The organism is Pedobacter alpinus (assembly GCF_042684645.1).
Lineage (GTDB): Bacteria > Bacteroidota > Bacteroidia > Sphingobacteriales > Sphingobacteriaceae > Pseudopedobacter > Pseudopedobacter alpinus.
This window is the reverse complement of record NZ_JBHULV010000052.1, coordinates 42405-66692: the sequence shown is the minus strand read 5'-3', so window position 1 is coordinate 66692 and position 24288 is coordinate 42405. Positions and strand designations below refer to the sequence as shown.

The window sequence follows — 24288 nt, the reverse complement described above, 5'->3', positions numbered from 1 at the left end:
TGTACCTCATGATTTAATTAGCGAAGCAAAGCAAGCATTTAATAATCAAACCAATATTACTGTTAATAGTCAATTTTCATCTCCTGAAAATGCTAAATCTATAAGACATGGTATTTATAAAACTCCTGACTGGAAAAATGCTACTATTAAAAGCCTACACAACGGTAAAGCTGTTTTAGTGCCAATTAAATATAATAAAAACCTATTTTTAAAGGTTAGTGAAGATAAAAATGACTTTATATCATTAAATAGTTTATCTTATTTGTTAATTTCTACAAATAAAAAAAATGATAAAGTTATTGAATGGGTAACTTTTATACCCACTAACAGCAATAATTATCAAAAAAACGGAAACAAGTTTAGAGGTAAGGTAATTATTGAAAACTGGAATGGAAATTTCAAAAAAGCTTACCTTTTTGAAAACGATGGCAAAATTTACCATCTGAAGTTAGAAAATCAAAACAACAATTCCGTAAAAACGCTATCTGATGGGATTAAAGTTGCTGGCACTTACTGCTTTCAACAACCTTGGTATGGTGAAAATATAGCTGATGGAGAAAGTTATTGGTATTTAGGCGGCTATGACACTTATTGTTTTAGCACAGGTAATTCATATAATGAACAAACACACGCTGAAAATGAAGTAGGTGGTGGGCACAGTGAAGTTATCCCAGAAGATTACCAACCGCCATTAATTAATGAAGAAATATTTGATATTCGATTTACAAAAGCTTTTAAAAATGACCTTAAACTGCAATGTATATTCGGGAAGCTAGTTATAATATCCGCAAATTGGAAAAACTCTAGTTCACCATTTATTTCTAATTTATTAGCGAATTTTACTTTAAATGACGATATAGTTTATGATTTGAGGAGTTTGGGTAGTGGAATTAATGGACAAACAACGAAGCCATCAAGTAATACATATTATTCCACTATAAATCAGGATAATTATTCAAATAGAACTTCATTACTTGTTGCAAAGACACTAGTTCATGAAACCATTCATGCGAATATTCTAAGGAGCTTAAATTATGCAACATCTAAAGGTGGATTTTATGAAGATTTAATAAAGTACAAGATTGCAGATCCAAATGTATCTGCAAATATTAGTCATCATGAATATATGGTTGATAAGTATATTAATCCAATAGCGGGTTTCTTGGCAGAATATGATAATAATTCACACTCTTTAGATTACTATATATCACTTGCTTGGGAAGGTTTACACGAAACTTCCGCATATAACCAATTAACAAATTCTCAAAAATCAAAAATTAGTAATGACCTTTCCAATGAGCTTCAAAAGACAAACAAGAATTGCAATTAGCTTTTGTTTATTATTATTCGCTTGTAAAAACAAAGTTGAGGTTAATATTCCTTTTAACTTTTATAACAACGGTGAATCAAATATTGATTTCAAAATAGATACAGTTTCAAAAAATAAAGTGTATAATATTTACCTGACAAAATCTTATTTCATTTCAATGGAAGAAAAAATTGGATTTAAAAAGGAATTATACAAAAAACCTATTATAAATTATAGTCTTATTAAAAACGCTCTAAATGTACCTAAAACAGAAGAAATTAATTCGAAATATAGCTTTTATGCAATTATTCAGATTAATGAATCAACATTTGAAAAAATACCAATTAAGTTATCTAATATCACCATAATAGATTATGAATATCCTATTAATGAAAACTAAAATAGAAACCAATAAATTCAATATATTATAGTGTAATTTTTCACTTATTAGTAAATTACAAATAAAACTAACAAAAATTACGTGGCTATAAATTTGGATAAAAAATGTAAAACAAAGCTAAACGGCACCCCATGTATTTAAAAAAAATCTTGTTATTTGTAACATATCTGTTGTTTACAAATAACTCTTCTGCTCAAATGGAAGCTAAATCTAGCGCTAATGATTTTGCTAAATTTATAGAGAAAAATTATAGATCAACCAATGAAATTTGGAAAATTTGTAATAAAAATTATGCTGTAATATATTTTGACTTTGATGAAAATAATAAAGTAAAAAAATATATGCTTATGATAAATTAGGAACTTTAATTGCTAATCGTTTAGGATTTACAATAAATTATAATTTAAGTGATATACAAACTAAAAAAAAGACTGTAGCAATGTTTTTTCTCCTAAAAAACACAAGTTCAAATTGCGTCGAAACTAAAAACAGATACAATGAAACTTCCATTATTATCGAAAATATATTGTCAGAAATCAACAGTAAGAATAAAACTGTTTCGTTTATATGGAATCCAATCATTCTGCAAACACCAGATCCAATAAAATAAATTATTTTTTAGCTAATTTCTTATGATACTTTACGAAATTAGCCGCATGAAAGCTTACATCATTAAAAATGCAACAATTGTTAACGAAGGCAAACAAGAAATTGCCGATGTTTATATTAAAAATCAGAGAATAGAAAAAATTGGAACGCAACTTTCTAACAGAGGAGCAATAGAAATTGATGCAGAAGGGAAATACCTTTTCCCAGGTTTTATTGATGATCAAGTTCATTTTAGAGAACCCGGTTTAACCCACAAAGCCGAAATTTATACTGAAGCAAAGGCTGCTGTAGCGGGTGGCATTACTTCCTTTATGGAAATGCCCAATACTGTACCCAATACATTAACTCAAGAATTATTGGCAGATAAATATGCTATTGGCGCAAAAAAATCTTTAGCCAACTATTCGTTTTTTATGGGCGCTTCTAATGATAATTTAGAGGAAGTGCTTAAAACAGATATTAAAAATGTGTGTGGCATAAAAGTTTTCATGGGTTCATCAACGGGGAATATGTTGGTTGATAACGAGAAAACTTTAGAAGGTATTTTTAAAAATTCGCCAACATTAATTGCAACACATTGCGAAGATGAAGCTACTGTTCAGAAAAATTTAAAATTATTTAAAGAAGAATATGGCGATCATTTAATTCCGGAAATGCACCCGCTAATTAGAAATGAAGAAGCTTGTTACCTGTCTTCTTCTTTTGCTGTTGATTTGGCAAAAAAACATGGTAGCCGTTTACATATTTTGCATATATCTACAGGTAAAGAAACCTTTTTGTTTGATCATATTACCCCTCTAAAAGATAAAAAAATTACTGCCGAAGCATGTATTCACCACTTATGGTTTGCAGCAGAAGATTATGTAACCAAAGGAAATTGGATTAAATGGAACCCAGCGGTAAAATTTTCTTCAGACCGAGAGCAAATTTTAAAAGCAGTATTAGATAACCATATTGATGTAATTGCAACCGACCATGCACCGCATACCATTGAAGAGAAAATGCAACCTTATGCTCAAGCTCCTTCTGGCGGCCCATTGGTGCAACATGCTTTTAATGCCTTATTTGAGCTGTATCACGAAGGTAAAATTAGCTTAGAAAAAATTGCAGAAAAGACGGCCCATAATTTGGCCATTTGTTTCCAAATAAAAGAACGTGGTTTTGTTAGAGAAGGTTATTTTGCCGATTTAGCATTGGTAGATTTAAATGCTTCTTATGAAGTGAGTAGAGAGAATGTACTATCTAAATGTGGATGGTCGCCTTTTGAAGGTCAAACTTTTAATTCAAAAATTACGCACACTTTTGTAAGTGGGCATTTAGCTTACGCTGATGGTGCTTTTGATGAGAGCATTTTGGGTGAAAGACTGAGTTTTAATAGATAGTGGCGACAAATATTATAACAAACTCTAAATCGAAAAATTTCGGTATCCAAACAAATACGCACCTTTCATCCACAAAAATGATATTCAAATTCTCTAAAAAACTTTTAACACTATTAGCTCTTATTTTTATTAGTCAACAATCTTTTGCTCAAAAAAATGATGTTGGCAATTGGTTCTTATACTTAGGAAACCAAAAGTTAAACAAAAAATTTAATTGGCATAATGAAGTACAATACCGCAATTATAATTTTGTCGGAGATTTGCAACAACTTTTATTAAGAACAGGTATTGGTTATGATTTATCAGAAAATAATAACAATTTATTAATGGGTTATGGTTTTATCAGATCAGAAAACTACATCCCAAATACCGATGAAAAAATTGGCAATAATGAGCATAGAATTTATCAGCAGTTTATTACTAAACAAACTTTTGGTAGGGTAAATATTCAGCACCGTTACCGTGTGGAAGAACGTTTTTTAGAATCAGATTTTCAACTTCGTTTTAGGTACTTTTTATCTTTAAATGTGCCTTTAAACAATAAAAAATTAGAAGACAAAACTGTGTATTTATCCGCTTATAATGAGATTTTCATCAAAGATGAAACACCGTCTTATGATAGAAACAGATTATATGGTGGCTTAGGTTACGTAATTAATAAAAACTTTAGAGTAGAACTAGGCTATCTAAATCAAGCTACTCAAGCAAACCACAGAAATCAATTTCAAATTATGTTTTTTAATAATTTTCGCTATTTAAAAACCAATAGTAAATAAGAAAAACGGCTTTTATAACGTTGAAGATTTGCTATGAAATTACTTCTAAACCAAATTAAACAATGTAAACTTTGCGAACCTTATTTACCTTGTGGCGCAAACCCTGTAATGATGGCAAGTAGCCAAAGTAAAATTATTGTTATTGGACAAGCGCCAGGGAAAAGAGTTCATTTAACAAATATTCCATGGAATGATAAAAGTGGTGATAATTTGAGAAACTGGTTAGGTATTGATAAAGAGTTGTTTTATGATACAGCTGTATTTGCATTAATGCCTATGGGGTTTTGTTACCCTGGAACTGGTAAAAATGGCGACCTACCACCGCGTAAAGAATGCGCACCGCTATGGCATCCTCAGCTTTTAGAAAAGATGAATGAAAAGAAAATATTTTTGCTAATTGGTGCTTATGCACAAAACTATTATTTAGGCAGAAATGCAAAATCTAGTTTAACTGAAACTGTAAAGAATTTTAATCATTATTTACCAACATATTTCCCGTTACCACATCCATCACCTCGTAATAACATTTGGCAGGCTAAAAACCCTTGGTTTAAATCGGAGGTAATTCCTTCGTTAAAAAGCATCATATCAGATTTAGTTTAGGCACTATAATATAAAAACAAAAATTTATGCTTGTAAAAAAATTAGAAGAAAAACATTGGGAAGAAGTTCAAAAAATATACGAACTAGGAATTGCAACAAAAATGGCAACTTTTGAGACGGAAGTACCTAATTGGGAAACTTGGGATGAAAAACATCTAACGCACTCGAGGTTGATTTGTGAAATTGACGAACGAGTGGGTTCCTGGATTGCACTTAAACCTATTAAAAATGATTATTTAAACAAAGGAATTGCGGAAATTAGTGTTTATAGTCACCCGGCGTGTAAAGGCTTAGGACTTGGTTTTGTTTTGATGGAACATTTAATTAGACATAGCGAAGAAAATGGTATTTGGACTTTACAAGCACAAATTTTTGAAGAAAATAAATCGAGTATTAGGCTACATGAAAAAAGTGGATTTAGAAAAGTTGGCTATTTAGAAAGGATTGGAAAGTTAGATTCCGAATGGAAAAATATTATTTTATTTGAGCGCAGAAGTAAAAATATTGGTTTATGAAATTAAGAGCCTAAAATAGTAAAAGCGGTAATTGATGGTTTATCAAAAATATTGCGCATAAAAAAGGGGTTGAAAATCTCAGCCCCTTTTTATTCCATATTGATTGCGATTAGTTTTGTTGATCAGCAGCGTCTTCAACTGCTGTATTTACAGTTTTTATTAGTTCTAATGCTGCATCACGTAATTTAATGTTATCGTCATAAGCACCGTCTATGTAAATTATTTTTTTCTTTCTTTGGTAATCATACTCTAACATATAACGTGGAGATTTACCACTCTCGTCACCTATCATTTGCTCTGGCCAATCCCAAAACCCTAACTCTGCGGCTTTACGATGTAAAAACAATAAATCATCTTTAGAAAGCTTCACTCTTTGTTTAATTAAAGAGTCGTTACTGTTTAAGTATTGATATCTTGCAGTTTTTGAATTAAAGGTTTTATCAAAATCTCCTCCTAAACCAGCTTTAAGGGTAATGCTTTCAAATTCCGAAAATTTGTATGGTGCATTTTTTATCATTATAGAATAATAATAAACACAATAAAGCAGGAAAGGCACTATAATACAAATTGCTAAAAAAATCTTTTTTGATCTATCACTCATTTTATAATTCTACTATTTCTTCGTGGTTTGCATTTTCATCAAATTCATTCTCCCATTTAGCAATAACAACAGTTGCTAAACAATTACCCAGCACATTTACAGATGTGCGAGCCATATCCATCAATTCATCTATCCCTAAAATAATAAATATAGGCCAAACAGGTAAATTAAAAGAAGCTGCTGTACCTAATAAAATCACTAAAGATGCTCTTGGAACACCTGCAACACCTTTACTGGTAAGCATTAATGTAAAAACAATCACTAACTGATGGCCTATACTTAAATCCATACCGGCAGCTTGGGCTACAAATATAGCAGCTAAAGATAAATAAAGTGTAGTTCCGTCTAAATTAAAACTATAACCTGTTGGTATTACAAAAGCAACAATCTTACGCGGCACTCCTATTCTTTCCATAGCTTCCATAGCTCTTGGTAAGGCAGCTTCTGAACTGGTTGTTGCAAAAGCAATTGAAACAGGTTCGGCAACAGCCTTTAAAAACTTTTTAATAGGCACACCAACAATTAATGCAATAGGTAATAGCACCAAAAGTAAGAATGCAATTAACGCAACATAAAGTGTTGCTAATAATTGGAAAAGATTAACCAAAATACCTAACCCCATGTGTCCAACTGTAAATGCAATGGCAGCGCCTACGCCTATTGGCGCAAAGTACATTACAATATTGGTGAACTTAAACATCACTTCAGATAAGCTTTCGGCTGCTTTAAGCATTGGACGACGTTTATCTTCACGTACCATTGCTAAGGCTATCCCAAATAAAATACTAAATACCACAATTTGTAAAACCTGCCCTTCTGCAATAGATTTTGCAATGTTTTCTGGAAAAACATGTAGAATAACTTCGGTAAGTGTTTGGGGCTCTACTTTTTCTAAGGTTTCGTTTATTACTGGTGGAGGTTTAATACCAACTCCAGCTTTAGAAATATTAATAGCCAATAAACCTAAAAATAAAGCAATTGTAGTTACAAACTCAAAATAAACTAAAGATTTCCAACCCATACGGCCTACTTGTTTTAAATCTGAGTGGCCTGCAATTCCAAAGACCAAGGTTGCAAAAAGTAAAGGCGCAACAATGGTTTTTATCATTTTAAGAAAAACCTTGCTTAAAACTTGAAGATTAACTGCAAAATCCGGAAAATCGTTTCCAATTTCTGCACCTACTACCATTGATATTAAAATCCATGATGTTAAAGATTTTTTTTGAACTCCAAAAACACATAAAGCTATAATGGCTAACCATCTTATAACAATTAGTGTTGTTTCTGGTATTGCTATAATTTGATAGTGATTTGATATGGTGACTAAAGAAGCTATGAATATGGCAACGAGCGCAATTAATGGTATTGGTTTTAATTTCATACAATTAGTTTGGTATTTAAACAAAAGTAATTAATTTGTTGACTTGAGCAAATGTATAAGATGACGAGCCCGAAATTAGCAGACCTAAAAAAAGAACTAAATTATTTAACCGCAGAAGAACTAAAAGAACTTTGTTTAAGGTTAGCTAAGTATAAAACAGACAATAAAGAATTACTTAATTTTATGTTGTTTTATAGCGATAAAAAAGACATTTACATTGATGAGGTAAAAAGCATTATAGATAATGAATTTGATAATTTACACCCTAGTGTTTATTACGCCACCAAACAGCTAAGAAAGTTAATTAGAACCATTAATAAGCACATCAAATATATAAATACTAAGAACTTAGAAGTAGAAATTGCAATGTTTTTTAGCGTAGCTTTCATTGCCCATCCAATAGTTGAAATCCATCAAAAAGCAACAATTGGGCTTTTATATACTCAACTAAAACGCATTTTAAGAGCTATCCCAAAATTAGACGAAGATTTACAATTTGACTACCAGAAACAGCTAGATGATTTAATGACATTGCTAAAGAAAAACAGACCTTCTTTCAGCAAAAAAGAATTAGAATAAGGATGTAACAATATAGCTAAAGTAACCTCTAAAATAAAATCACCTTTTCAATGGCAGACAAAGAGCAAGCTTTTAAAGAAATTTTTGAAGCTAATTCTAAGAAAATATATCATTTATGTTTCGGTTATACTGGAGATAGCGATGCTGCAAACGACTTGTTACAGGAAACTTTTTTGAAAGTTTGGCAGAATTTAGAAAAATTTAGAAATCAAGCGATGATTTCTACATGGATTTACAGAATTGCCGTTAACACTTGTTTAACCTATCTTAAAAAAGAGAAACGACAAGCAAAAGATGAACTTACTCCAAATATTATAGAAAGTCATGTGGAGGAAGTTTCTGAAAAGCAAGAACAAGTAAAAGCGTTGTACCAATGTATAGCTAAGTTAGAAGAAACAGAAAGAATTATTATTACAATGGTGATGGATGAAATCCCTTATCCGGAAATTGCAGAAGTTTCTGGTATATCAGAGGGGAATTTAAGAGTTAAAATACACAGAATTAAGCATAAGCTTACAGAATTATATAATCAGCATGAAAGACTTTGATTCATTAGTAGGCATTTGGAATGAACAAAAAACAGCTCCTGTTGTAAATTACAAAGAGATTATTGTTCAGTATAAAGCAAGTAGAAATAAACTTAGTTATAAGCTTTTTTATGAGGTTTTAGCAATGCTTTTTGCACTGTTAATGATAACATATATTGCTTATACAGTTGAGTTTGATTTTTGGACTACACATTTAGGATTGGCAGTTGTAATAAGTTGCTGCCTATATTTTATTGTAATGCAAGTTGTAAATATTAAAAAAATTGCAAACAGCAATACTCTGTTTGATAAGCCTCAAGACCATATTAAGTTTATACAACAATTTAGGGCTGCTAGGCACACACAACATACTCGAAATTACAAAATATATACGTTGTCCTTAACCGCTGGCTTAGCGCTATATTTTGTAGAATTCTTTTACAAACTTAGTCCGTGGGTAATGGCGGTAGTTGTAATAACTACAATTGCTTGGTTTTTGGCTTATTATTTCTATTTCTTGAAGCAATACGTAAAAAAAGAAAATCAAAAATTTGAAGAAATGATTAGTGATCTAGAACGTTTAGATGCTCAGTTTAAGGATGTTGAGTAAACTGTATTTTTGTATTTTAGGTTAGGAATGATCAATAAGGTATAACAAGAATAAATTAAAATTCGAACCACTTTCATTATTGTAAGTGGTTTTTTGTTTAATATTATTATTTTTAAAAAACCAATTAAGAGATGTCTTTTGTTTTCATCTTGATATTGAATATCGTTAAAGATTAAAATTGAAATCAATTTCATTATTTGTTCTTTAATTATAAACCTCAATTATGAAGATGAAATTTAAGTTTTGTGATAAATAAATTAAGTAAGCTTGTACTGAAAGAAATTGATTTGAAATTTTTAATGAAAATTTCAGGAAGTAGGCATTTATTACCTCTCTACCATACTGTTAGTGATATTGGATTGCCTCACATTAAAAATTTATATACTACCAAAAACACTACTGAGTTTAGAAACGATTTAGATTTTTTTCTTAAAAACTACAAAAGTGTAGCAATTGATGAACTAATTAATCAATTAAAAGAGAATAATGTTAGAGAGCCAATTTTTAATTTAACATTTGACGATGGCTTAAAAGAAATTGTTGAAATTATAGCCCCTATTTTATTAGAAAAGGGAGTAAATGCTACTTTTTTCATTAACTCAGGTTTTATTAATAATACATCTCTATTTTTTAGGTTTAAGACTTCATTACTGATTAATAAAATAAAAGATAAAATTAATAGTGATAACGTTATAAAACAGCTTAAAGAACTACTAGATGGTTTAAGTGGCGAAACCTTAACTAAAAAGTTATTAAATATCACTTACAATAACAAAAACATTTTAGATAAGGCTGGTGAAATATTAGAAGTTGATTTCGAAGAATTTCTTAAAACAGAACCGTTTGTTGATGATGATGATATACAATGGTTAATTGACAAAGGATTCACAATAGGAGCTCACAGTATTGACCATCCTTTATTTAGTGATATCACATTGGATGAACAGATTCGCCAGGCTGAAAGCAGTATTTGTGTTTTAAACGAAAAGTTTGAGGTAGCTAAAAATAGATTATTTGCGTTTCCTTTTAGTGATAATTTAGTGTCGGATTCTTTCTTTAAAAGAATAAATAACGAATTTCCAACATACACTTTTGGAACTTCTGGCTTAAACTATGATTTTGAAAAATTAAACTTTCAACGAGTACCAATAGAAAATAGTAGTTTTGGAATTAGTGAGTTAATAAAGATGTATCACTTGAAGTTTTTATTAAGAAAATTTCAATTATGACAGTGTTTAAAAAATTTATCAAGAGTTTTATTTCTATCAAATATCGAATTATAATCTACAAACAGTATTATAAAATTAGGTGGCTTTTATATTTAGGTAATAATGTTTATTGTGTTTGCTGTGGCAAATCATCCAGCAAATTTTTGCCCTATGGTAATATTTTGAGAGAAAATGCAGCTTGTCCATATTGCAACTCTTTAGAAAGAACTAGGTTATTAAACTACTATTTAATAAATGAAACCGATATCTTTTCAGGAAATAAAAGTATTCTTCATTTTGCACCAGAATATACACTTGCAAAACAACTCAAAAAGAGTTCTAAAAACTATATTTCTGCAGATATTGAAAAATGTGTTGCAAATATAGTTGAAGACATACAGTCTCTTACATTTGAGGATAATAAGTTTGACTATATAATATGTTCTTGTGTATTAGGACATGTACCTGACGAAATTTCAGCAATTAAAGAAATAAAACGTGTTTTAAAAGCAGGAGGCAAGGCTTTTATTCTTACTCTTTTAAATATTGGTACATATAAAACTTTAGAAGACAAACATATTATAACTTATGAAGATAGATTGAAGCATTATGGAGAAGGTGACTTACTACGATTACATGGCGAGGATTTTTTGGAAAGACTGAATATACCTAACACTGTTGTTGAAAAGATTGATTATTCCACTAAATTCACAAAAGAAGAAAAAACAAAATACAGTCTTGGCAACAAAGAAAGAGAACTTATTTTTTGCTTAAAAAAAACGCTATAGTAAAGATGCTTAAAAAAGTTACTCAATCTGACATTTCATTACTCAACATCCCAGATGTAACCTTTAATCCAATTTTTATTGATATCAGCTGTCAATCTACTGGAGCTAACGCTGTTTATTACATTTATTATAAAAATCAATCCCCAATTATTGCATTCGCTTTATTTGAGCGTTATAACAAAATAATTACTCCTACTCATGGCTATCCATTTTATTCGGGTATTTGGTTTATAGATAAAAAAGATTATGACATTGATTTATCTGATGCCTTACATTTGTTAACTGAAAAATACAAGTCCATAAGTTTAATTTTACCTCCAAAAATAGATGATATAAGATCTTTTATATGGAATGGTTTTAAAATTATTAACAGATATACTTACATCAAAAATTGTAATGATTTAAGTGTAAAATATGACGTTAAAAAAAATTACAAAAAGGCAGAAAAACTGAACTTTAATTTAACCATTGAAGAAAGTTTAGGTAATGAATGGATTAATTACAAAAATTTATTACTCAGAATTGGCTACAATAGCAAATACCTAATTAGTTTAGAAACATGGATTAATTCTTTATTAAAAAAAAAATTAGTTAAATTTTTTAAGGTCAGTAATTCAGATAAAGAGACATTAGGCTCTGGTATAGTACTTTTAAATGATGCTTCTAAAAAAGGGTATTTTTTGTTAAGCTTTGTCGATAAAAGCAACATTCAATCAGAAATAAATTCTTTTCTATATATCAAAATACAAAAGTGGTTGTTAGAAAATGGTTTTGAATTTTTTGATTATTTAGGGGCAAACACTAAAAGCATTGCAGAATTTAAAAAAAGATTTAATCCTAAGTTACAACAATACTATATTGCAAAATATAGCAGGAGTTATAATCTTAGTTCAAGTATTAAGAAATGGTTCAAAAAAGTTATCATTTTTTTTAATATCTAAATATTTAACAGATTTGACACATATTCTTTATAAAATAAAAACTAAAAGCTTTGTTTTTATTATTATTACTGTTGTTTGAAAATGGAATATATTTTAGTCTTACCAAGTTGGTATCCTAGTAAGTTAGATAATTTTAGAGGTGATTTTAATGAGCGATTGGTTAATTCAGTTGCTATCTTAAATACTCAAGTTGTTGTATTTGTATCAACTTTAAGAAACAGTAAAATTAAAGACATTGAAGTTTTTGAAGAAGAAAATATTATAACCTATAAGGCTTATTTTGCACACTCAAAGTATGATCTTATTAATGTTTACAGACTAATTAAATTGTATTTATCCATTTTTAAAATCGTTTTTAAAAAATATGGTTTACCAAAATTAGTCCATAATTATGTTTTTTTTCCTTCTGGAATTATTTCTGTTTATTTAAAATATAGGTATAATCTAAAATTAGTTTTAACAGAGCATTGGTCTTTATTTAATTACAAAAACAATGTAAATCACATATACACTCAATCTATTTATAAAAGGCGGCTCTATTCTAAAATACTAAAATCTTTTGATTCCATTATTTCTGTTTCTAAAAGTTTAGAAGTATCTATTTCAGAATGGACACCAATTAGTAAGAAATACATTTTACCTAATGTTGTTAATGTTACTTTTTTTAATAAAAAAAAGCATACTGAACCGAATTCCCCATTTACTTTTATTCATGTATCTGATACCGGGCCGCATAAAAATGTTCTTGGAATTTTAAATGTATTTAAAAACCTTATTGGTAATGGAGTAGCTGTTAATTTAATATTGATAGGAAAAGAGAAGGAAGAAATATCAGCATTTATAAAAAACAATTTCCTTAATGAAAATATTAAACTTTTAGGGGAATTACCTTATCAAGAGGTAGCTGACGCTATGAGAGTTTCAGATGCATTTGTGTTATTTAGCAATTATGAAAACATGCCTTGCGTTATACTAGAAGCATTATGCTGTGGCCTACCTGTTATATCAAGTAATGTTGGTGGAGTTTCTACAGTTTTAGACAAAACAAATGGTTTGCTTATTGAACCTTCAAATGAAGAACAACTTGAAAATGCCATTATCCAAATGATGGAAAACTATAACCAGTTTGATATTTCTCAAATATCTGCCAAAGCTATTGAGTTATATAATTATGACAATATTGGAAAACTTACCAATAAAATCTATTTAGAGACGTTAAAATAAGCTGTTACTTTAATAAATAAATTTTCCCAATATTATTTTTAAACATGCTGTTTGTTGCGTTATAACTGTTGTTAACAGTTGAACCATCGTTATTTTGAATGGTCACCTTGTAAAAGTAAACCCCATTGGCTAGTCTATCTCCAAAAGTATCAGTACCATCCCAAGCGTAATCAGTTAAATTATTTCCAATACGAATGTTTCCTAATTCTTCTTTATTAATTTCTTTTACAATTTTACCAGAAGCACTCATAATTTGTATCTTAATTTTATCCGGCACTTTTTCTCCGGTTAATTGAAAAACAAACCTAGTTGATGTTGTTACTGGATTAGGGTAAGGCAAGAAGTTTGAAACCGTTTGTTGATTTACAACTTCAAAATCTATCGTATAGTCTGAAGTTGAAGTGTTTCCAGTATTATCTGATGATGATATTTTTAAGGTATAAGTACCATCTTCTAATAAATCTGGTTGAACTAAAAATATTACTTTATTATTTTCTGAAGTTGCAACAGTTTGTAAGGCAATTTTGTTAGAATTAAATGATAAACGCTGATAATTATTGTCTTCAGATTTTTTTAAATAGACTTTTATTGCCGTTGTATCTCTAATTAACAAAAATTTATTCTCATCACTAACAGAAACAGTAATTGTTGGCTTTGGAGAAACTATCTCCCCATTAACAATATGTTTTCCATCAAACAATAAATCTAATAAAGGGTTTTTATCATCTTTTACAACTTTAAAATTATAACTTAAAAAATTATTAAAAGTAAACTGATCTTTATTGTTTTTAGGATTTAGTGAGAGTTGTAAAACGTTGTTTCCTGATAGACCTAAAGACGGGAGTTTAAAATCACTTTCTAAATTTGTATTCCCCGCTAAACCTGCAAAATGGGCAACTGTACCATTTATAGTTGTTCTATCTTGTTTAGTAATTTTATAGTTTAGTTGTAATGAGTCTGATGTTAATTGTTTAATATTGCTTACGCCGATAGCTATTTTTAAAGAATCACCTTCTGGTATTTCTTCTGCATAAAAAGAGTTTTTAAATTCAGGGTTAAAAGAAGTTTCAGCGTAACCTGTATATAAAACTTTCCACGATTTTAAAGTAGGAGCGGTAAAATTAGTATCGTCTTTAATATCAGTCTTGATTTTTAAATATGGATAATTATTTGCGTTAATATCTGTTAAATCAAAATCAAAGCCTGAGCTGGATTTTAAGACACTTTCTGCTCCATTATTATTTACACCAATTATACTTGTGGTTAAAATATCACTGTTAGTTGAATTGAATTTGATAGAGGCTGAGTTCCAGTTTGAAGCTGGTCCAATTTTCTCTGAGACATAAGTACCGCTACCAAAAGGGTAATTCAAATCATGTAAAAATGTTATTTCCTCAGTGCTTAATGCCTTTATTTCTTTTGTGTAATTTTCAATAGGAATAGCGTCTTTTTTAGAAACAAAAACATAAGGCTCTCCATTTGTTACCGTTTCTAAAACAGTAAGCCCAAGACTTCTAAAAGCATCTAAAGCAGTTTCATTAAAATTCTGAGGATTAAAATTTAATCCACTTAATCCAATTACATTAAAATCTTTTGGAATATTATTAATATAATTTACCAAAGAATCTAATTCTGATGGATTGTTAGTGTTGAAGAAAAACATACCAGTACCATCAACTCCGTTGTTTTTAAAGTTATAAACACTAGGGTAATTATATCTCTTGTTATAATTTATGGGGTCTATAGCTATAATACCAAACCCTTCAAATTCCGACCCATTAAAGGCAGCAGAACCATTTGCACTTCCTAATCTAATTCTACGTTCTATTATTGAAGATGATTGTTGCCCTCTATTTTTAACTTGAATTGGATAAATATTTGAAACAAAATTAAAATCGGGCTTAATGTTTTTTAGTGATATATCTGAGAATTGTTCACGATGCCCTTGATTCCAACCTTCCTCACTATTGGGAATAAAAGTAAAAGAATTGTTTTGCCATTGTCCTCCACTATTTACATCCGCATCTAATTTTGCCCTCCAATAATAAATTTTATTATGTTCTAGCACTATGTTAGGCCTCCAATTAGCAAATAGACCAGCGTTAATTATTCCTGACTCTTTTTTCCAATTACTATCAAATGTTTTTACAGTATCTATCTCAAAAAGATAGTTTACTTTTTGGGTAAACAAATTATTAGACTGTATTTTTAACTCTAAATTATTATTTGTTAAAATACTATATGGATTAGGTGATATTAAAGAAATACCATTAGATGCGAAAAAATATGAAAACTCTATGGTATTATTTAGTTTGTTCAATTCCTCAATTTCATTCTCAGGATCAATTTTTATTAGAAATTTATTTGTACCTGACGCATTTAAAACATCATTATTAATACTAAAATTTAATGTATCTGTATTAAATAAATTATTGAATGATTGTACAGGGTAGGTAATTATACTATTATCATTCAAGGTTCTAACAACACTTATTTTAACAGGGTTCAATACAGCCTTACCACTATTTCTTACTATTAATGATAAATTAAATGATGATGTGTTTGCGGTTACATTACTCTCTAAAATTGAAACATCACTTGAAGTAATTTGGTAATCTGGTTTTTCTGGAGCATAAAAACTTAAAGATGGGTCTCCTAAATAAATATATTGTTGGCAATGGATTTTATTTAATGCGTCATTCTGGTTTTGATAAGTACGGATACTTCTTGAAATATTAGATGCCACGGATTTACCATAATTAGTTTTAAACGAATTTTGATACAGATTATTCGCTAGTCCATATAAATAAGAAGCTACTCCTTCACTACTTGTTCCAATCCAACCAATTGCACCTCTTTGTTTTTCTAAAATAAAATCTTCTCCTAAAGAGGCTGTTGTGAATGCGTTACCAGTGCTACATCCATTTATAAAAAAAAATAATATCCTTTGAATATCAGCTGCTTTTCCAACAGAGACTGCTGTTCCGGTTGTGCTACCATGACCTAAAAAAGTCACTAAATTTGCACCATCTTCAATTGTCTTATTAATTTTATCGGTTAAATTATTAGTTATAGGGTCGGTAACGCTTTTATAATAAGAAGTAGTTGAAGACCCGAAAAATTCTTTGTCGGATATATTTGAAAGATTTCTTAAATAATTAGCAAATGAATTATCTTCACTACTGTTACCACCCCCTGTAATATTTATAATTGTTTTTCTCCATATTTCATTTGGTTGCTGCTCAAAAAGTCTCAATTTTTCTAGATATTTATTAACATCCTCTATTGTTTTTGCCGGTAATCTTCCGGTTGCTAAGGCAGGTGCTAATGTATTATCTATTATTTTTGCGGTAAATTCATTGTCAGAAGGAGGAAATCCCATAGTAGGCACTAAATCTTGAGCTATCATTTGCTTAGAAATTTCATAACCTTTTCCTATCAAAAAAAGATACTCAGGTTTATTTGTAGCTTTTTCTAATAGATATCTTGATAGATTTCTTATAGCAAGTGGATGGTGAATACCATAAAAGAACTGATTGTATAAGTCATCCATTTTAAGTACTAATGAACTTACACCTTTAGAGTTCTTATAAGTTGCTAAATCATTTACTGCGTTTATCAAAGAGCCGTGTGTAACCATTAACATCTTTGCATTAAACGTACTTGCATCTACTAAATTAAAAGCAACATTTTCTAATGTAACACTTTTTAATGCGTCTGAACTATAAACAAAATGAGTGTTACTATTATTATTAACTGTAAATGAGTTGGTACTTCCGGTTTTAATACTTTTATATCTTTTTAAACTAATGGGATCTAAAATATATGCATCAGACCAGTTTGTTGTATTTGTGAAATTTAGTAGGGATTGACCAGTTGCGGAGTTCAATTTAAATTGCAATGAATTAAAAGAGGATCCCTCTAAATTCCTCGGATAAGTAATTCTTACATAACCAGGCGCTTGAAAATCAGTCAGTGCGCCTAAATCATTTACTGAACTAAAAACTACTTCTGTTGTAGCATTTAATATGTTATTATTTATATTTTGATTTACCCTAATGGTCTTATAACCTCTGTATATTGTGTCTTTAGCAATTATTCCTCCTACAGTTATTCTCAAATGATGGTTATTTCCCATTGAATTTGTTGAAGAGGCATTAGACCTTCCGGCAACAAAACTTTCAAAAATTGGTTTAAAATTAGTTGCACCAGAAAAATAATTTGGAGTACTTAATGTTTTTGTTTGAGAGCCTCCAATCCCAAAAGTATTTCCTAAAAATCCTTCACCTTCAATATAATCAGAAAACGTCATTACGTCTAAAACGTATGCTCCTGGGTAATACTCATTAGAAAAGTTTGATGATACAGTAAATTTAATATGGGTTTCGGGTGTTAAACCATTAGCGTTTAATACAACGTTCTCATACCTCTTGCCGATATTGGCATTGTTATTTGTTAGAAAAAACACCGCCTCATCTGTAAAAAGACTTATTTGCTGGTTTGGCTGTTCCCCAGCTTTATATAAAATTTCATCTGCCTTACCATTATTAGGTTCTGCATAAAACTCAATAAAATCAGCAGCATCAAAAGAATTATCACTTTCTCCTTCAACATGTAATGGAATCTCCTCTCCTAAATAAAAAATCTGAAAACCCTTAGGGCTTATATTTGTAGTCATAAAACCAGATGCTTGTAATTGGCTATAAGTAATTTTATAAACACCTCTTTCGTTTATTTTTATTTTTAAATACTGCTGGTTCGGTTTTATCCATTCGTTACCGTAGTTATTCTGAGCAAGAGTACTAAAGCTTAACAGAACAATGATAATTAGTATATATGCTTTCACTTTTTGAATATTGAATTAGTATAAAAAAATTTTAAATAAATTATTTTAAATATTCTAATAAAACTACCTATTAAATGTTTAAAATTCTTATTGTATTTAAGAAACTGAAATAAAAAGTTAAAAAAATCATCAATTTCAACATAATCACAAGCTATTATTAGTTTAGAATAAAAGTAACTGGATTTAATTTTGTTTTCAATTTTTTCTGGAACGTTATGTATATTTTTAATAAAATAAATTCTACTGTAATAAGTGGAGTCAACTATCTTTGTTTTTAAATGGTAATTTTTAGTATGCGATGCAGATGAATCAAGATTTCTATAAACAATTGTTTTTTGATTCAAATAAAAAACCTTTGTTTTAATAGAAATCATTAAATACAGAGGGTAATCATTATGATGAAAATTTGACCAATTTAATTTCTCTAATTCTTCAATAGCATTAATTAACAAGTTTTTTTTTACTAAAACAGATGAATGAGTAATAAAATTATTCAAAATTAATCTATCATAAATATGTCCATTAGGTGGTTTTGGGCTAATTTCAGGTAAAATTTCATTGCCCGTTTTCACTAAATAATTGGTATGAACTAAACCAATAGAATTGTCGCTATGAATTAAATCTACTTGCTTCTGGATCTTAAGGTCATCTATCCAATAATCATCGCTATCTAAAAACGAAATATATTTCCCCTGTGCTAATTTGCAAATTTTTATGAAGTTACCTATCAAACCTAAATTAGAAATGTTAAAATAAGCTGTAATTACATCGGGATAATTATTCTTAAAATTTAAAATTATTGATTTACTTTCATCGGTAGAACAATCATCGATTATCAGGACATGAAAATTACCATTAAATTTTTGAGAAATAGCGCTTTTTAAAGCTTGTTCAATAAACTCTGCTTTATTAAAATTAGTTATACAAATGCATACTTCGTTCTCCGTATTATCCATGTTAATGGTAAAACAATAATGTTACAAGGGTTTTTGTTTTAATTTCCTGTAGAAGTTTAATAAACGAGTTGGTAAAAGTATTTTCATAAACATTTTCAATGTGTCTGTTTCAAAAGGATTAATAGCAAAACTTTTAACTACATAAAATAAGGCTTTTACTCTTCTATTATGCTTAAAGTGCATAAAAGAAATTCTTAAAAAGTAATTCCCAATTTGTTGATTTTTAGAGATCCTGGTAATTTCTTTAATGCTAAACTTATCATACTCTGTTAGTAAGTAATTGTTTTTAATTATCTTATTAGATAAATCTTTTAATTGTTGAACCTGTTTATTTGATAGATTAAAAATTGAGCTTGGTACAAGCCTATATTTAACAAGCACATCAGGAAGTGTAGCTATTTTTCCGAACTCGGCCATTTTATTCCATAAAATTTTGTCTTCAAAATACTTTGGTATTTCAACTGGATATTCACCTGCTTTAAAAAAAAACTCTCTTAAAAACATAGCTGAACTATGCATGAGTTTAATATTAGGTAAACTTTTTTTCATATCTTCATTGAGGCAAGGTAAATTTGTTTGATCTAAGATTTTCCCCTTAATATCTATAAAGTAAATATTACTGCCTAACAAAACATAGTCTTTGTTTTTTCTTAAGAAGTCTAATTGAAGCGCAAATCTTTCAGGAAGAGAAATATCATCAGCATCCATTCTAGCTATAAATTTGCCTTTTGAGATAAACACTCCTTTATTTAATGACCTCGATAAACCTATGTTTTCTTGGTCAATTAATACAATACGATCGTCATTAAAAGAATTAATAACATCCAATGAATTATCTGTAGAACCATCATTTACGACAATAAATTCGAATTTTTTAAAGGTTTGATTTAAAATACTTTCTATGGCTTCTTTTAAAAAAGGCTCTGCATTATAAACCGACATAACCACACTTAATTCTATTTGCATACAATTATTTTTTTTTAAGTAAGGCCTTAATAAAAATTTTTACTTTTGTAGTAAAATCTAATTCTAGGTTTCTTAAATAATTATGCCCTCCAAAACTGTTTTTATCTCTAATAATTATTTTGGGTATTTTATCATAATAGTTGCCGTCAATGAAAACATGATCTTCTGAGAGTATTTTATAATTTGCACTTAACATATAATTATTTAGATGAGATTCATCCCACCATATAGCTATTATATTATTTTCTAAGTCAAGATCAATATTATGTTTTAATTTGATAATCAATTCATTAAAAGCACTTGAATCTCCTCCATTTAAGCTTCCCATAAAGTAATATATTCCTTTATCATCACTAATAAATGCTTTACTCAATTTGTTGGCTTCATATGGGAATTTTGAACGATTAGACATTAATATGCCTGGGTGTTTGATAACTAACAATTGATTTTCATCTGGCAAAAAATCTTTCATTACAAAGTCATTAAAAAGCATATTTGCATTGAAAAAAAATGTAAAGTCAAAATTCTCTAATTGAGGAGTGATTTTTTCAAAAAAATGAAATCTTAATAAGGTATTGAAAGGCCATCCTTCGTCCTTTTGATCGCATACATGAACACGAGGGTTTTCTTGATCAAATATTCTTTTGGAATCTGTAAAAACAAAATATTCTTTTTTAAACCCATCTGTTAAAAAAAACTTTTCACTGCTTTTGTAAAAGCTTTCCCAAAAGATGTTGTATTTCCCAATGCATACATATAAAATTGCTATACGTTTGATAATTTAACCTCCTTTACTTTCTTTAACATGAAAAAATATTTAATAGATGATATAAGTATAGACTGGAGAAGTAAGGCTCCTATGGCGCCAATTAATCCGAACCAGTTTGATAAAAGAATTAATAATACAATGTATATAGCATTACAAAATATTACAATTGGAATATTATACTTAACAAAATTTAAACTTACAAATAATAAATGTACTCCTGCAACTGCTCCTGTAATTGATAAATATATTGTATATATACTTAAAGTATATCCATTATATGTGGTAGCAGGAATTAAATAGAACAACCAAAACTTATGAGTTAGCATAAAAATACTTGATACAAGAAAACCGATGATTGAAATTACAAAAAAAGTTTTTTTAACTATTTTGAAAGCCAAATTTATTTGCCTTTCAGCCACAAGTTTTGATAGCTCTGGAAATAATGACTGAGTTAATGCACTTATAAGCTGATTAAAAATAGCTCCAAATTTAGAAATAATGGTAAAAACACCAAAAACCTCAACACCTAATAACTTATTAATGATGAAATTAGTTAAATGACCGGTTGGTAAATCTAAAGTTGAAACTAAATTATTATAAATATTAAAATGAGTAAATTTTTTATCTCGATTGAGTTTAACCTTGAAAAAATCTAAACAATTCATTTTCTTTAAGCAAATTGCTCCTACAATTATATGTAAAACGTATCCAAGTACTCCAATTATTAATTCCGATATAATAAAATAGCTTAAACTAAAATTTAAAATTGTTCCAACTGAAATTGAAATTAGCCTTAAAACTGATGATGTGATTGCAATTGTGGGTCCAGTTGTAAAATCATTGTTTAACCTAAGAATTGCAGAAACAGATCTAAAGATACTAAAGGGAATTAGTATAAGATAAATGTAAATGTATTTTTGTGCTTCATTAGTTATTTCAAAATAATCACTTGTAAGTTTTATACATGAAAATGCAACGATTAAGGTAATGAGAGATGAAATGACATCTTGAATGAAAGCTCTTTTAATATATGTTTTTAATAGCAATATATCATTGTGGTGCTTGGCCTCTTGTCCAAATTTAATAATTGCACTATATGATTGAAAACTGAATATTCCAATATAGAAATTGACATAAGTTGTTAATATGGCAATTATGCCTATGCCTGAGACACCAATTGCTTTTAATAACAAAAAAGTACTTACAAACCCAATTATTGAAGAGATTGTCTGAAGATAAAAAATTGAAAAAGCATTTTTTAGAAAATCATGTTCTTTAAAAGCGCCTTTAACTTTTTTGATTATGTTCTTAAACACTTTTGTCCTAAATTAAAATCCAATCTTCCACAAAAAGATCCTCACTATTGTTAGTGCTATATTCAGGAAACCAATTTTTAGGACAAATAACTATTTTAGATAGATTTTTGCTCAAATAAGCTCCCCACCAGCTAAAAGTACTATTTGCAATAATAAAGTGTTTGCATAATGCCATCAATTTAAGATCTTCATGACTTTCATTTCTCGACATAAATTGATGTGGTAACTTTACATCTAAGTTTAGTTTACACCACTCTATATCATCAGAAAAAATGAAAATTTCAGGATTGGTTAATTTTTCTGTCAAAAGGTCAAGTGCTTTTTCGTAATATTGCAAATTTAATAATAAATGATTTTTATTTTTCAAATAATCTCCTCTTCTTACATGTAATGCAACTGATTCAGAATTATTAATTTGTTGAATTTGATTGTTAAATTTATGATTAAAGGAAGGGTTAAACGTTAGCGTTTCTTGAATTTGTTTTTTAATACTGATAAAGTATTTTTCAGATTGCCAAAACCCAGATAAATAACTCTCATTTTTACATTTAAAAACTTCATTGTCAAAATGAAAATGTTTTTCTTTATAAATTTCAGGTTCAGTAAAAAAAAAATTGTAAAGTGAATTTAATAATTTATTTTTCGAGTTAGCCCATTTTAAATATTTGATGTTTTGTGCTATAATCTCTTTTTCATTTATATTAAAGTGATTTAGCTCAAAAGTTCTAAAAGAACTTTTCTTAAAGTAATTTAAATCTAATTTAAGTTCCGTATTATTTATTAAGGCTAAGTTTTTTCCTAATGCATATTGAAACAATTGATTTCCTAAACCACCTTCAATTCTAACAATTATCATTTTGTTTTATAGAATATGTATTTTTCTGTTTTTTTTAATATCAACAAATTTTTATCTCGTTAAATTCTTAATTAACATTTTATTCTTCATTAAATGTGATATTTATACGTTAAAATTATTTAAATAAATTGATAACGATTTGATAAAATTAAAGAAATATTATACTAATCTAAGAAATTTGTAGAATTCACTTTCCTTCTAGAATAAGGAGTAATCTTTCTTTTTAAAATCAAGAAACCCTCAACCCATTTTCAACCGGTTTATCAACGCTCAATAAAGTCACCAAATTATTATCGCCAACGGCACCTAAAATCAAACACTCACTCATAAAATTAGCAATCTGCTTTGGTTCAAAATTAACAACAGCTACAACTTGCTTACCCATAAGCTCTTCTACATTATAAAGTGCGGTAACCTGTGCCGATGTTTTTTTAATACCAAAGTCTCCAAAATTTATCCATAATTTATACGCTGGCATTTTAACTTCTTTAAAAACTTCGGCTCTAATTATAGTACCCACTCGCATTTCAATATTATTAAAAGCAGTAATTGTATCCATTGCACTAAATTATAAATTGTATTTAAAAATTGTTTAACTTAAAGCATTCTATATTTTATTTATGCGATTCAAATTATTATACCTAGTTATTATTATAACATTACCGTTTAAAGGTTTTTCTTTTACCTCTGAAGATGATATTTTAGGTCGATGGATTTCTACAAAAAAAAATGTGATTATTGAAGTTTATAAATCATCCAATCAATTTAAAGCAAAAGTAATTTGGTTTGATGATAGAGATGATATAAAAAGGCCCATGCGCACAAGGTTAGATATTAAAAACCCCGATAAAGATTTAAAAAACAAGCGTATTTTAGGTATGGATGTTTTAGAAAGATTAAGTTATAATCCTGATAAAAACAGATGGGATAATGGATTGATTTACGACCCTCAAAGCGGAAAACATTGGAGTTCCTTAGTATATTTTAACACTAATATGCAAATGATTGTAAAAGGTTATTGGAAATTCGAATTTTTATGCCAAACCTTAACTTTCAATAAGTTTAAAAACTAGAAAAGGGTTTGCAATTGCAAACCCTTTTCTAGTTTTTAAGAAAAATTTTATAA

General features: G+C 28.8%; 24 protein-coding genes. 15 read left to right on the top strand and 9 right to left on the bottom strand.

The features are described from left to right. The 7 genes from ACFSSE_RS15765 to ACFSSE_RS15735 all read left to right on the top strand — a co-directional run. Positions 1 to 1330 (top strand): hypothetical protein (locus ACFSSE_RS15765; RefSeq protein ID WP_379101019.1); only part of this gene is annotated, 1330 nt, incomplete at its 5' end. A 157-nt stretch (positions 1331 to 1487) separates the two neighbouring features. Continuing rightward, positions 1488 to 1709 carry a hypothetical protein gene (locus tag ACFSSE_RS15760; protein ID WP_379042243.1) on the top strand — a complete coding sequence of 74 codons (222 nt, stop codon included), beginning with the start codon at positions 1488 to 1490 and terminating at the stop codon, positions 1707 to 1709. Between the two features lie 131 nt (positions 1710 to 1840). Beyond that, on the top strand, positions 1841 to 2068 hold the full coding sequence (locus tag ACFSSE_RS15755) for a hypothetical protein (RefSeq protein WP_379042241.1): 228 nt from the start codon (positions 1841 to 1843) through the stop codon (positions 2066 to 2068). A 297-nt stretch (positions 2069 to 2365) separates the two neighbouring features. After that, complete coding sequence (locus ACFSSE_RS15750; RefSeq protein WP_379042239.1) at positions 2366 to 3700, top strand: dihydroorotase; 1335 nt, start codon at positions 2366 to 2368, stop codon at positions 3698 to 3700. A 77-nt stretch (positions 3701 to 3777) separates the two neighbouring features. Then, a complete protein-coding gene (locus tag ACFSSE_RS15745) occupies positions 3778 to 4476 on the top strand; it encodes a DUF2490 domain-containing protein (RefSeq protein WP_379042237.1) in 699 nt (232 codons plus the stop codon). Positions 4477 to 4509: 33 nt separating this feature from the next. Next, complete coding sequence (locus ACFSSE_RS15740; protein ID WP_379042235.1) at positions 4510 to 5079, top strand: uracil-DNA glycosylase family protein; 570 nt, start codon at positions 4510 to 4512, stop codon at positions 5077 to 5079. A 26-nt stretch (positions 5080 to 5105) separates the two neighbouring features. Further along, on the top strand, positions 5106 to 5594 hold the full coding sequence (locus ACFSSE_RS15735) for a GNAT family N-acetyltransferase (protein ID WP_379042233.1): 489 nt from the start codon (positions 5106 to 5108) through the stop codon (positions 5592 to 5594). Positions 5595 to 5703: 109 nt separating this feature from the next. Here ACFSSE_RS15735 and ACFSSE_RS15730 read toward each other — a convergent pair whose 3' ends face one another. Further along, positions 5704 to 6111: a hypothetical protein gene (locus tag ACFSSE_RS15730; RefSeq protein ID WP_379042231.1), complete on the bottom strand. Its 408-nt coding sequence runs from the start codon at positions 6109 to 6111 to the stop codon at positions 5704 to 5706. An 85-nt stretch (positions 6112 to 6196) separates the two neighbouring features. Next, entirely contained in the window at positions 6197 to 7576 is a 1380-nt protein-coding gene (locus tag ACFSSE_RS15725; protein WP_379042229.1) for a dicarboxylate/amino acid:cation symporter, read from the bottom strand. A gap of 60 nt (positions 7577 to 7636) precedes the next feature. Between ACFSSE_RS15725 and ACFSSE_RS15720 the strand changes: the two genes are divergently transcribed. The 7 genes from ACFSSE_RS15720 (at position 7637) to ACFSSE_RS15690 (ending at position 13453) form a co-directional block, all read left to right on the top strand. After that, positions 7637 to 8155, top strand: coding sequence for a hypothetical protein (locus ACFSSE_RS15720; protein ID WP_379042227.1), 519 nt, complete (start codon positions 7637 to 7639; stop codon positions 8153 to 8155). A gap of 50 nt (positions 8156 to 8205) precedes the next feature. Continuing rightward, positions 8206 to 8703, top strand: a complete 498-nt coding sequence (locus ACFSSE_RS15715) for an RNA polymerase sigma factor (RefSeq protein WP_379042225.1) — start codon at positions 8206 to 8208, stop codon at positions 8701 to 8703. Then, entirely contained in the window at positions 8690 to 9292 is a 603-nt protein-coding gene (locus ACFSSE_RS15710) for a hypothetical protein (protein ID WP_379042223.1), read from the top strand. The genes ACFSSE_RS15715 and ACFSSE_RS15710 overlap by 14 nt, the downstream gene beginning before the upstream one ends. A gap of 299 nt (positions 9293 to 9591) precedes the next feature. Next, complete coding sequence (locus tag ACFSSE_RS15705; RefSeq protein WP_379101016.1) at positions 9592 to 10521, top strand: polysaccharide deacetylase family protein; 930 nt, start codon at positions 9592 to 9594, stop codon at positions 10519 to 10521. A 161-nt stretch (positions 10522 to 10682) separates the two neighbouring features. Further along, positions 10683 to 11288 carry a class I SAM-dependent methyltransferase gene (locus tag ACFSSE_RS15700; RefSeq protein ID WP_379042219.1) on the top strand — a complete coding sequence of 202 codons (606 nt, stop codon included), beginning with the start codon at positions 10683 to 10685 and terminating at the stop codon, positions 11286 to 11288. Positions 11289 to 11293: 5 nt separating this feature from the next. Continuing rightward, positions 11294 to 12229: a hypothetical protein gene (locus ACFSSE_RS15695; RefSeq protein WP_379042217.1), complete on the top strand. Its 936-nt coding sequence runs from the start codon at positions 11294 to 11296 to the stop codon at positions 12227 to 12229. 81 nt (positions 12230 to 12310) lie between these two features. Further along, positions 12311 to 13453, top strand: coding sequence for a glycosyltransferase (locus tag ACFSSE_RS15690; protein ID WP_379042215.1), 1143 nt, complete (start codon positions 12311 to 12313; stop codon positions 13451 to 13453). A gap of 4 nt (positions 13454 to 13457) precedes the next feature. On the opposite strand, the gene porU2 is transcribed toward ACFSSE_RS15690, so the two are convergent. The 7 genes from porU2 to ACFSSE_RS15655 all read right to left on the bottom strand — a co-directional run bounded on the left by porU2 (position 13458) and on the right by ACFSSE_RS15655 (position 23721). After that, positions 13458 to 18299, bottom strand: a complete 4842-nt coding sequence (gene porU2, locus ACFSSE_RS15685) for a putative type IX secretion system sortase PorU2 (RefSeq protein ID WP_379042213.1) — start codon at positions 18297 to 18299, stop codon at positions 13458 to 13460. Beyond that, on the bottom strand, positions 18296 to 19255 hold the full coding sequence (locus ACFSSE_RS15680; RefSeq protein ID WP_379042211.1) for a glycosyltransferase: 960 nt from the start codon (positions 19253 to 19255) through the stop codon (positions 18296 to 18298). The genes porU2 and ACFSSE_RS15680 overlap by 4 nt, the downstream gene beginning before the upstream one ends. A 21-nt stretch (positions 19256 to 19276) precedes the next feature. Then, complete coding sequence (locus ACFSSE_RS15675; RefSeq protein WP_379042209.1) at positions 19277 to 20221, bottom strand: glycosyltransferase family 2 protein; 945 nt, start codon at positions 20219 to 20221, stop codon at positions 19277 to 19279. Between the two features lie 4 nt (positions 20222 to 20225). After that, positions 20226 to 20969, bottom strand: a complete 744-nt coding sequence (locus tag ACFSSE_RS15670) for a hypothetical protein (protein ID WP_379042247.1) — start codon at positions 20967 to 20969, stop codon at positions 20226 to 20228. Between the two features lie 17 nt (positions 20970 to 20986). Next, positions 20987 to 22306: a lipopolysaccharide biosynthesis protein gene (locus tag ACFSSE_RS15665; protein ID WP_379042207.1), complete on the bottom strand. Its 1320-nt coding sequence runs from the start codon at positions 22304 to 22306 to the stop codon at positions 20987 to 20989. A 7-nt stretch (positions 22307 to 22313) separates the two neighbouring features. Beyond that, complete coding sequence (locus ACFSSE_RS15660) at positions 22314 to 23162, bottom strand: alpha-1,2-fucosyltransferase (protein WP_379042205.1); 849 nt, start codon at positions 23160 to 23162, stop codon at positions 22314 to 22316. Positions 23163 to 23391: 229 nt separating this feature from the next. After that, positions 23392 to 23721, bottom strand: coding sequence for a tRNA-binding protein (locus tag ACFSSE_RS15655; RefSeq protein WP_379042203.1), 330 nt, complete (start codon positions 23719 to 23721; stop codon positions 23392 to 23394). Between the two features lie 61 nt (positions 23722 to 23782). Here ACFSSE_RS15655 and ACFSSE_RS15650 point away from each other — a divergent pair, with 61 nt between their 5' ends. Beyond that, positions 23783 to 24235, top strand: a complete 453-nt coding sequence (locus ACFSSE_RS15650; RefSeq protein WP_379042201.1) for a DUF2147 domain-containing protein — start codon at positions 23783 to 23785, stop codon at positions 24233 to 24235. The last annotated feature ends 53 nt before the right edge of the window (positions 24236 to 24288 follow it).

Bases quoted from the DNA above. Each gene is read 5' to 3' on its own strand.
- ACFSSE_RS15760 (WP_379042243.1), top strand. From the start codon at position 1,488: ATGGAAGAAAAAATTGGATTTAAAAAGGAATTATACAAAAAACCTATT.
- ACFSSE_RS15720 (WP_379042227.1), top strand. From the start codon at position 7,637: ATGACGAGCCCGAAATTAGCAGACCTAAAAAAAGAACTAAATTATTTA.
- ACFSSE_RS15735 (WP_379042233.1), top strand. From the start codon at position 5,106: ATGCTTGTAAAAAAATTAGAAGAAAAACATTGGGAAGAAGTTCAAAAA.
- ACFSSE_RS15740 (WP_379042235.1), top strand. From the start codon at position 4,510: ATGAAATTACTTCTAAACCAAATTAAACAATGTAAACTTTGCGAACCT.
- ACFSSE_RS15750 (WP_379042239.1), top strand. From the start codon at position 2,366: ATGAAAGCTTACATCATTAAAAATGCAACAATTGTTAACGAAGGCAAA.
- ACFSSE_RS15650 (WP_379042201.1), top strand. From the start codon at position 23,783: ATGCGATTCAAATTATTATACCTAGTTATTATTATAACATTACCGTTT.
- ACFSSE_RS15675 (WP_379042209.1), bottom strand. From the start codon at position 20,221: ATGCAAATAGAATTAAGTGTGGTTATGTCGGTTTATAATGCAGAGCCT.
- ACFSSE_RS15715 (WP_379042225.1), top strand. From the start codon at position 8,206: ATGGCAGACAAAGAGCAAGCTTTTAAAGAAATTTTTGAAGCTAATTCT.
- ACFSSE_RS15655 (WP_379042203.1), bottom strand. From the start codon at position 23,721: ATGGATACAATTACTGCTTTTAATAATATTGAAATGCGAGTGGGTACT.
- ACFSSE_RS15695 (WP_379042217.1), top strand. From the start codon at position 11,294: ATGCTTAAAAAAGTTACTCAATCTGACATTTCATTACTCAACATCCCA.
- ACFSSE_RS15690 (WP_379042215.1), top strand. From the start codon at position 12,311: ATGGAATATATTTTAGTCTTACCAAGTTGGTATCCTAGTAAGTTAGAT.
- ACFSSE_RS15725 (WP_379042229.1), bottom strand. From the start codon at position 7,576: ATGAAATTAAAACCAATACCATTAATTGCGCTCGTTGCCATATTCATA.
- ACFSSE_RS15705 (WP_379101016.1), top strand. From the start codon at position 9,592: ATGAAAATTTCAGGAAGTAGGCATTTATTACCTCTCTACCATACTGTT.
- ACFSSE_RS15680 (WP_379042211.1), bottom strand. From the start codon at position 19,255: ATGGATAATACGGAGAACGAAGTATGCATTTGTATAACTAATTTTAAT.
- ACFSSE_RS15745 (WP_379042237.1), top strand. From the start codon at position 3,778: ATGATATTCAAATTCTCTAAAAAACTTTTAACACTATTAGCTCTTATT.
- ACFSSE_RS15755 (WP_379042241.1), top strand. From the start codon at position 1,841: ATGTATTTAAAAAAAATCTTGTTATTTGTAACATATCTGTTGTTTACA.
- ACFSSE_RS15660 (WP_379042205.1), bottom strand. From the start codon at position 23,162: ATGATAATTGTTAGAATTGAAGGTGGTTTAGGAAATCAATTGTTTCAA.
- ACFSSE_RS15710 (WP_379042223.1), top strand. From the start codon at position 8,690: ATGAAAGACTTTGATTCATTAGTAGGCATTTGGAATGAACAAAAAACA.
- ACFSSE_RS15730 (WP_379042231.1), bottom strand. From the start codon at position 6,111: ATGATAAAAAATGCACCATACAAATTTTCGGAATTTGAAAGCATTACC.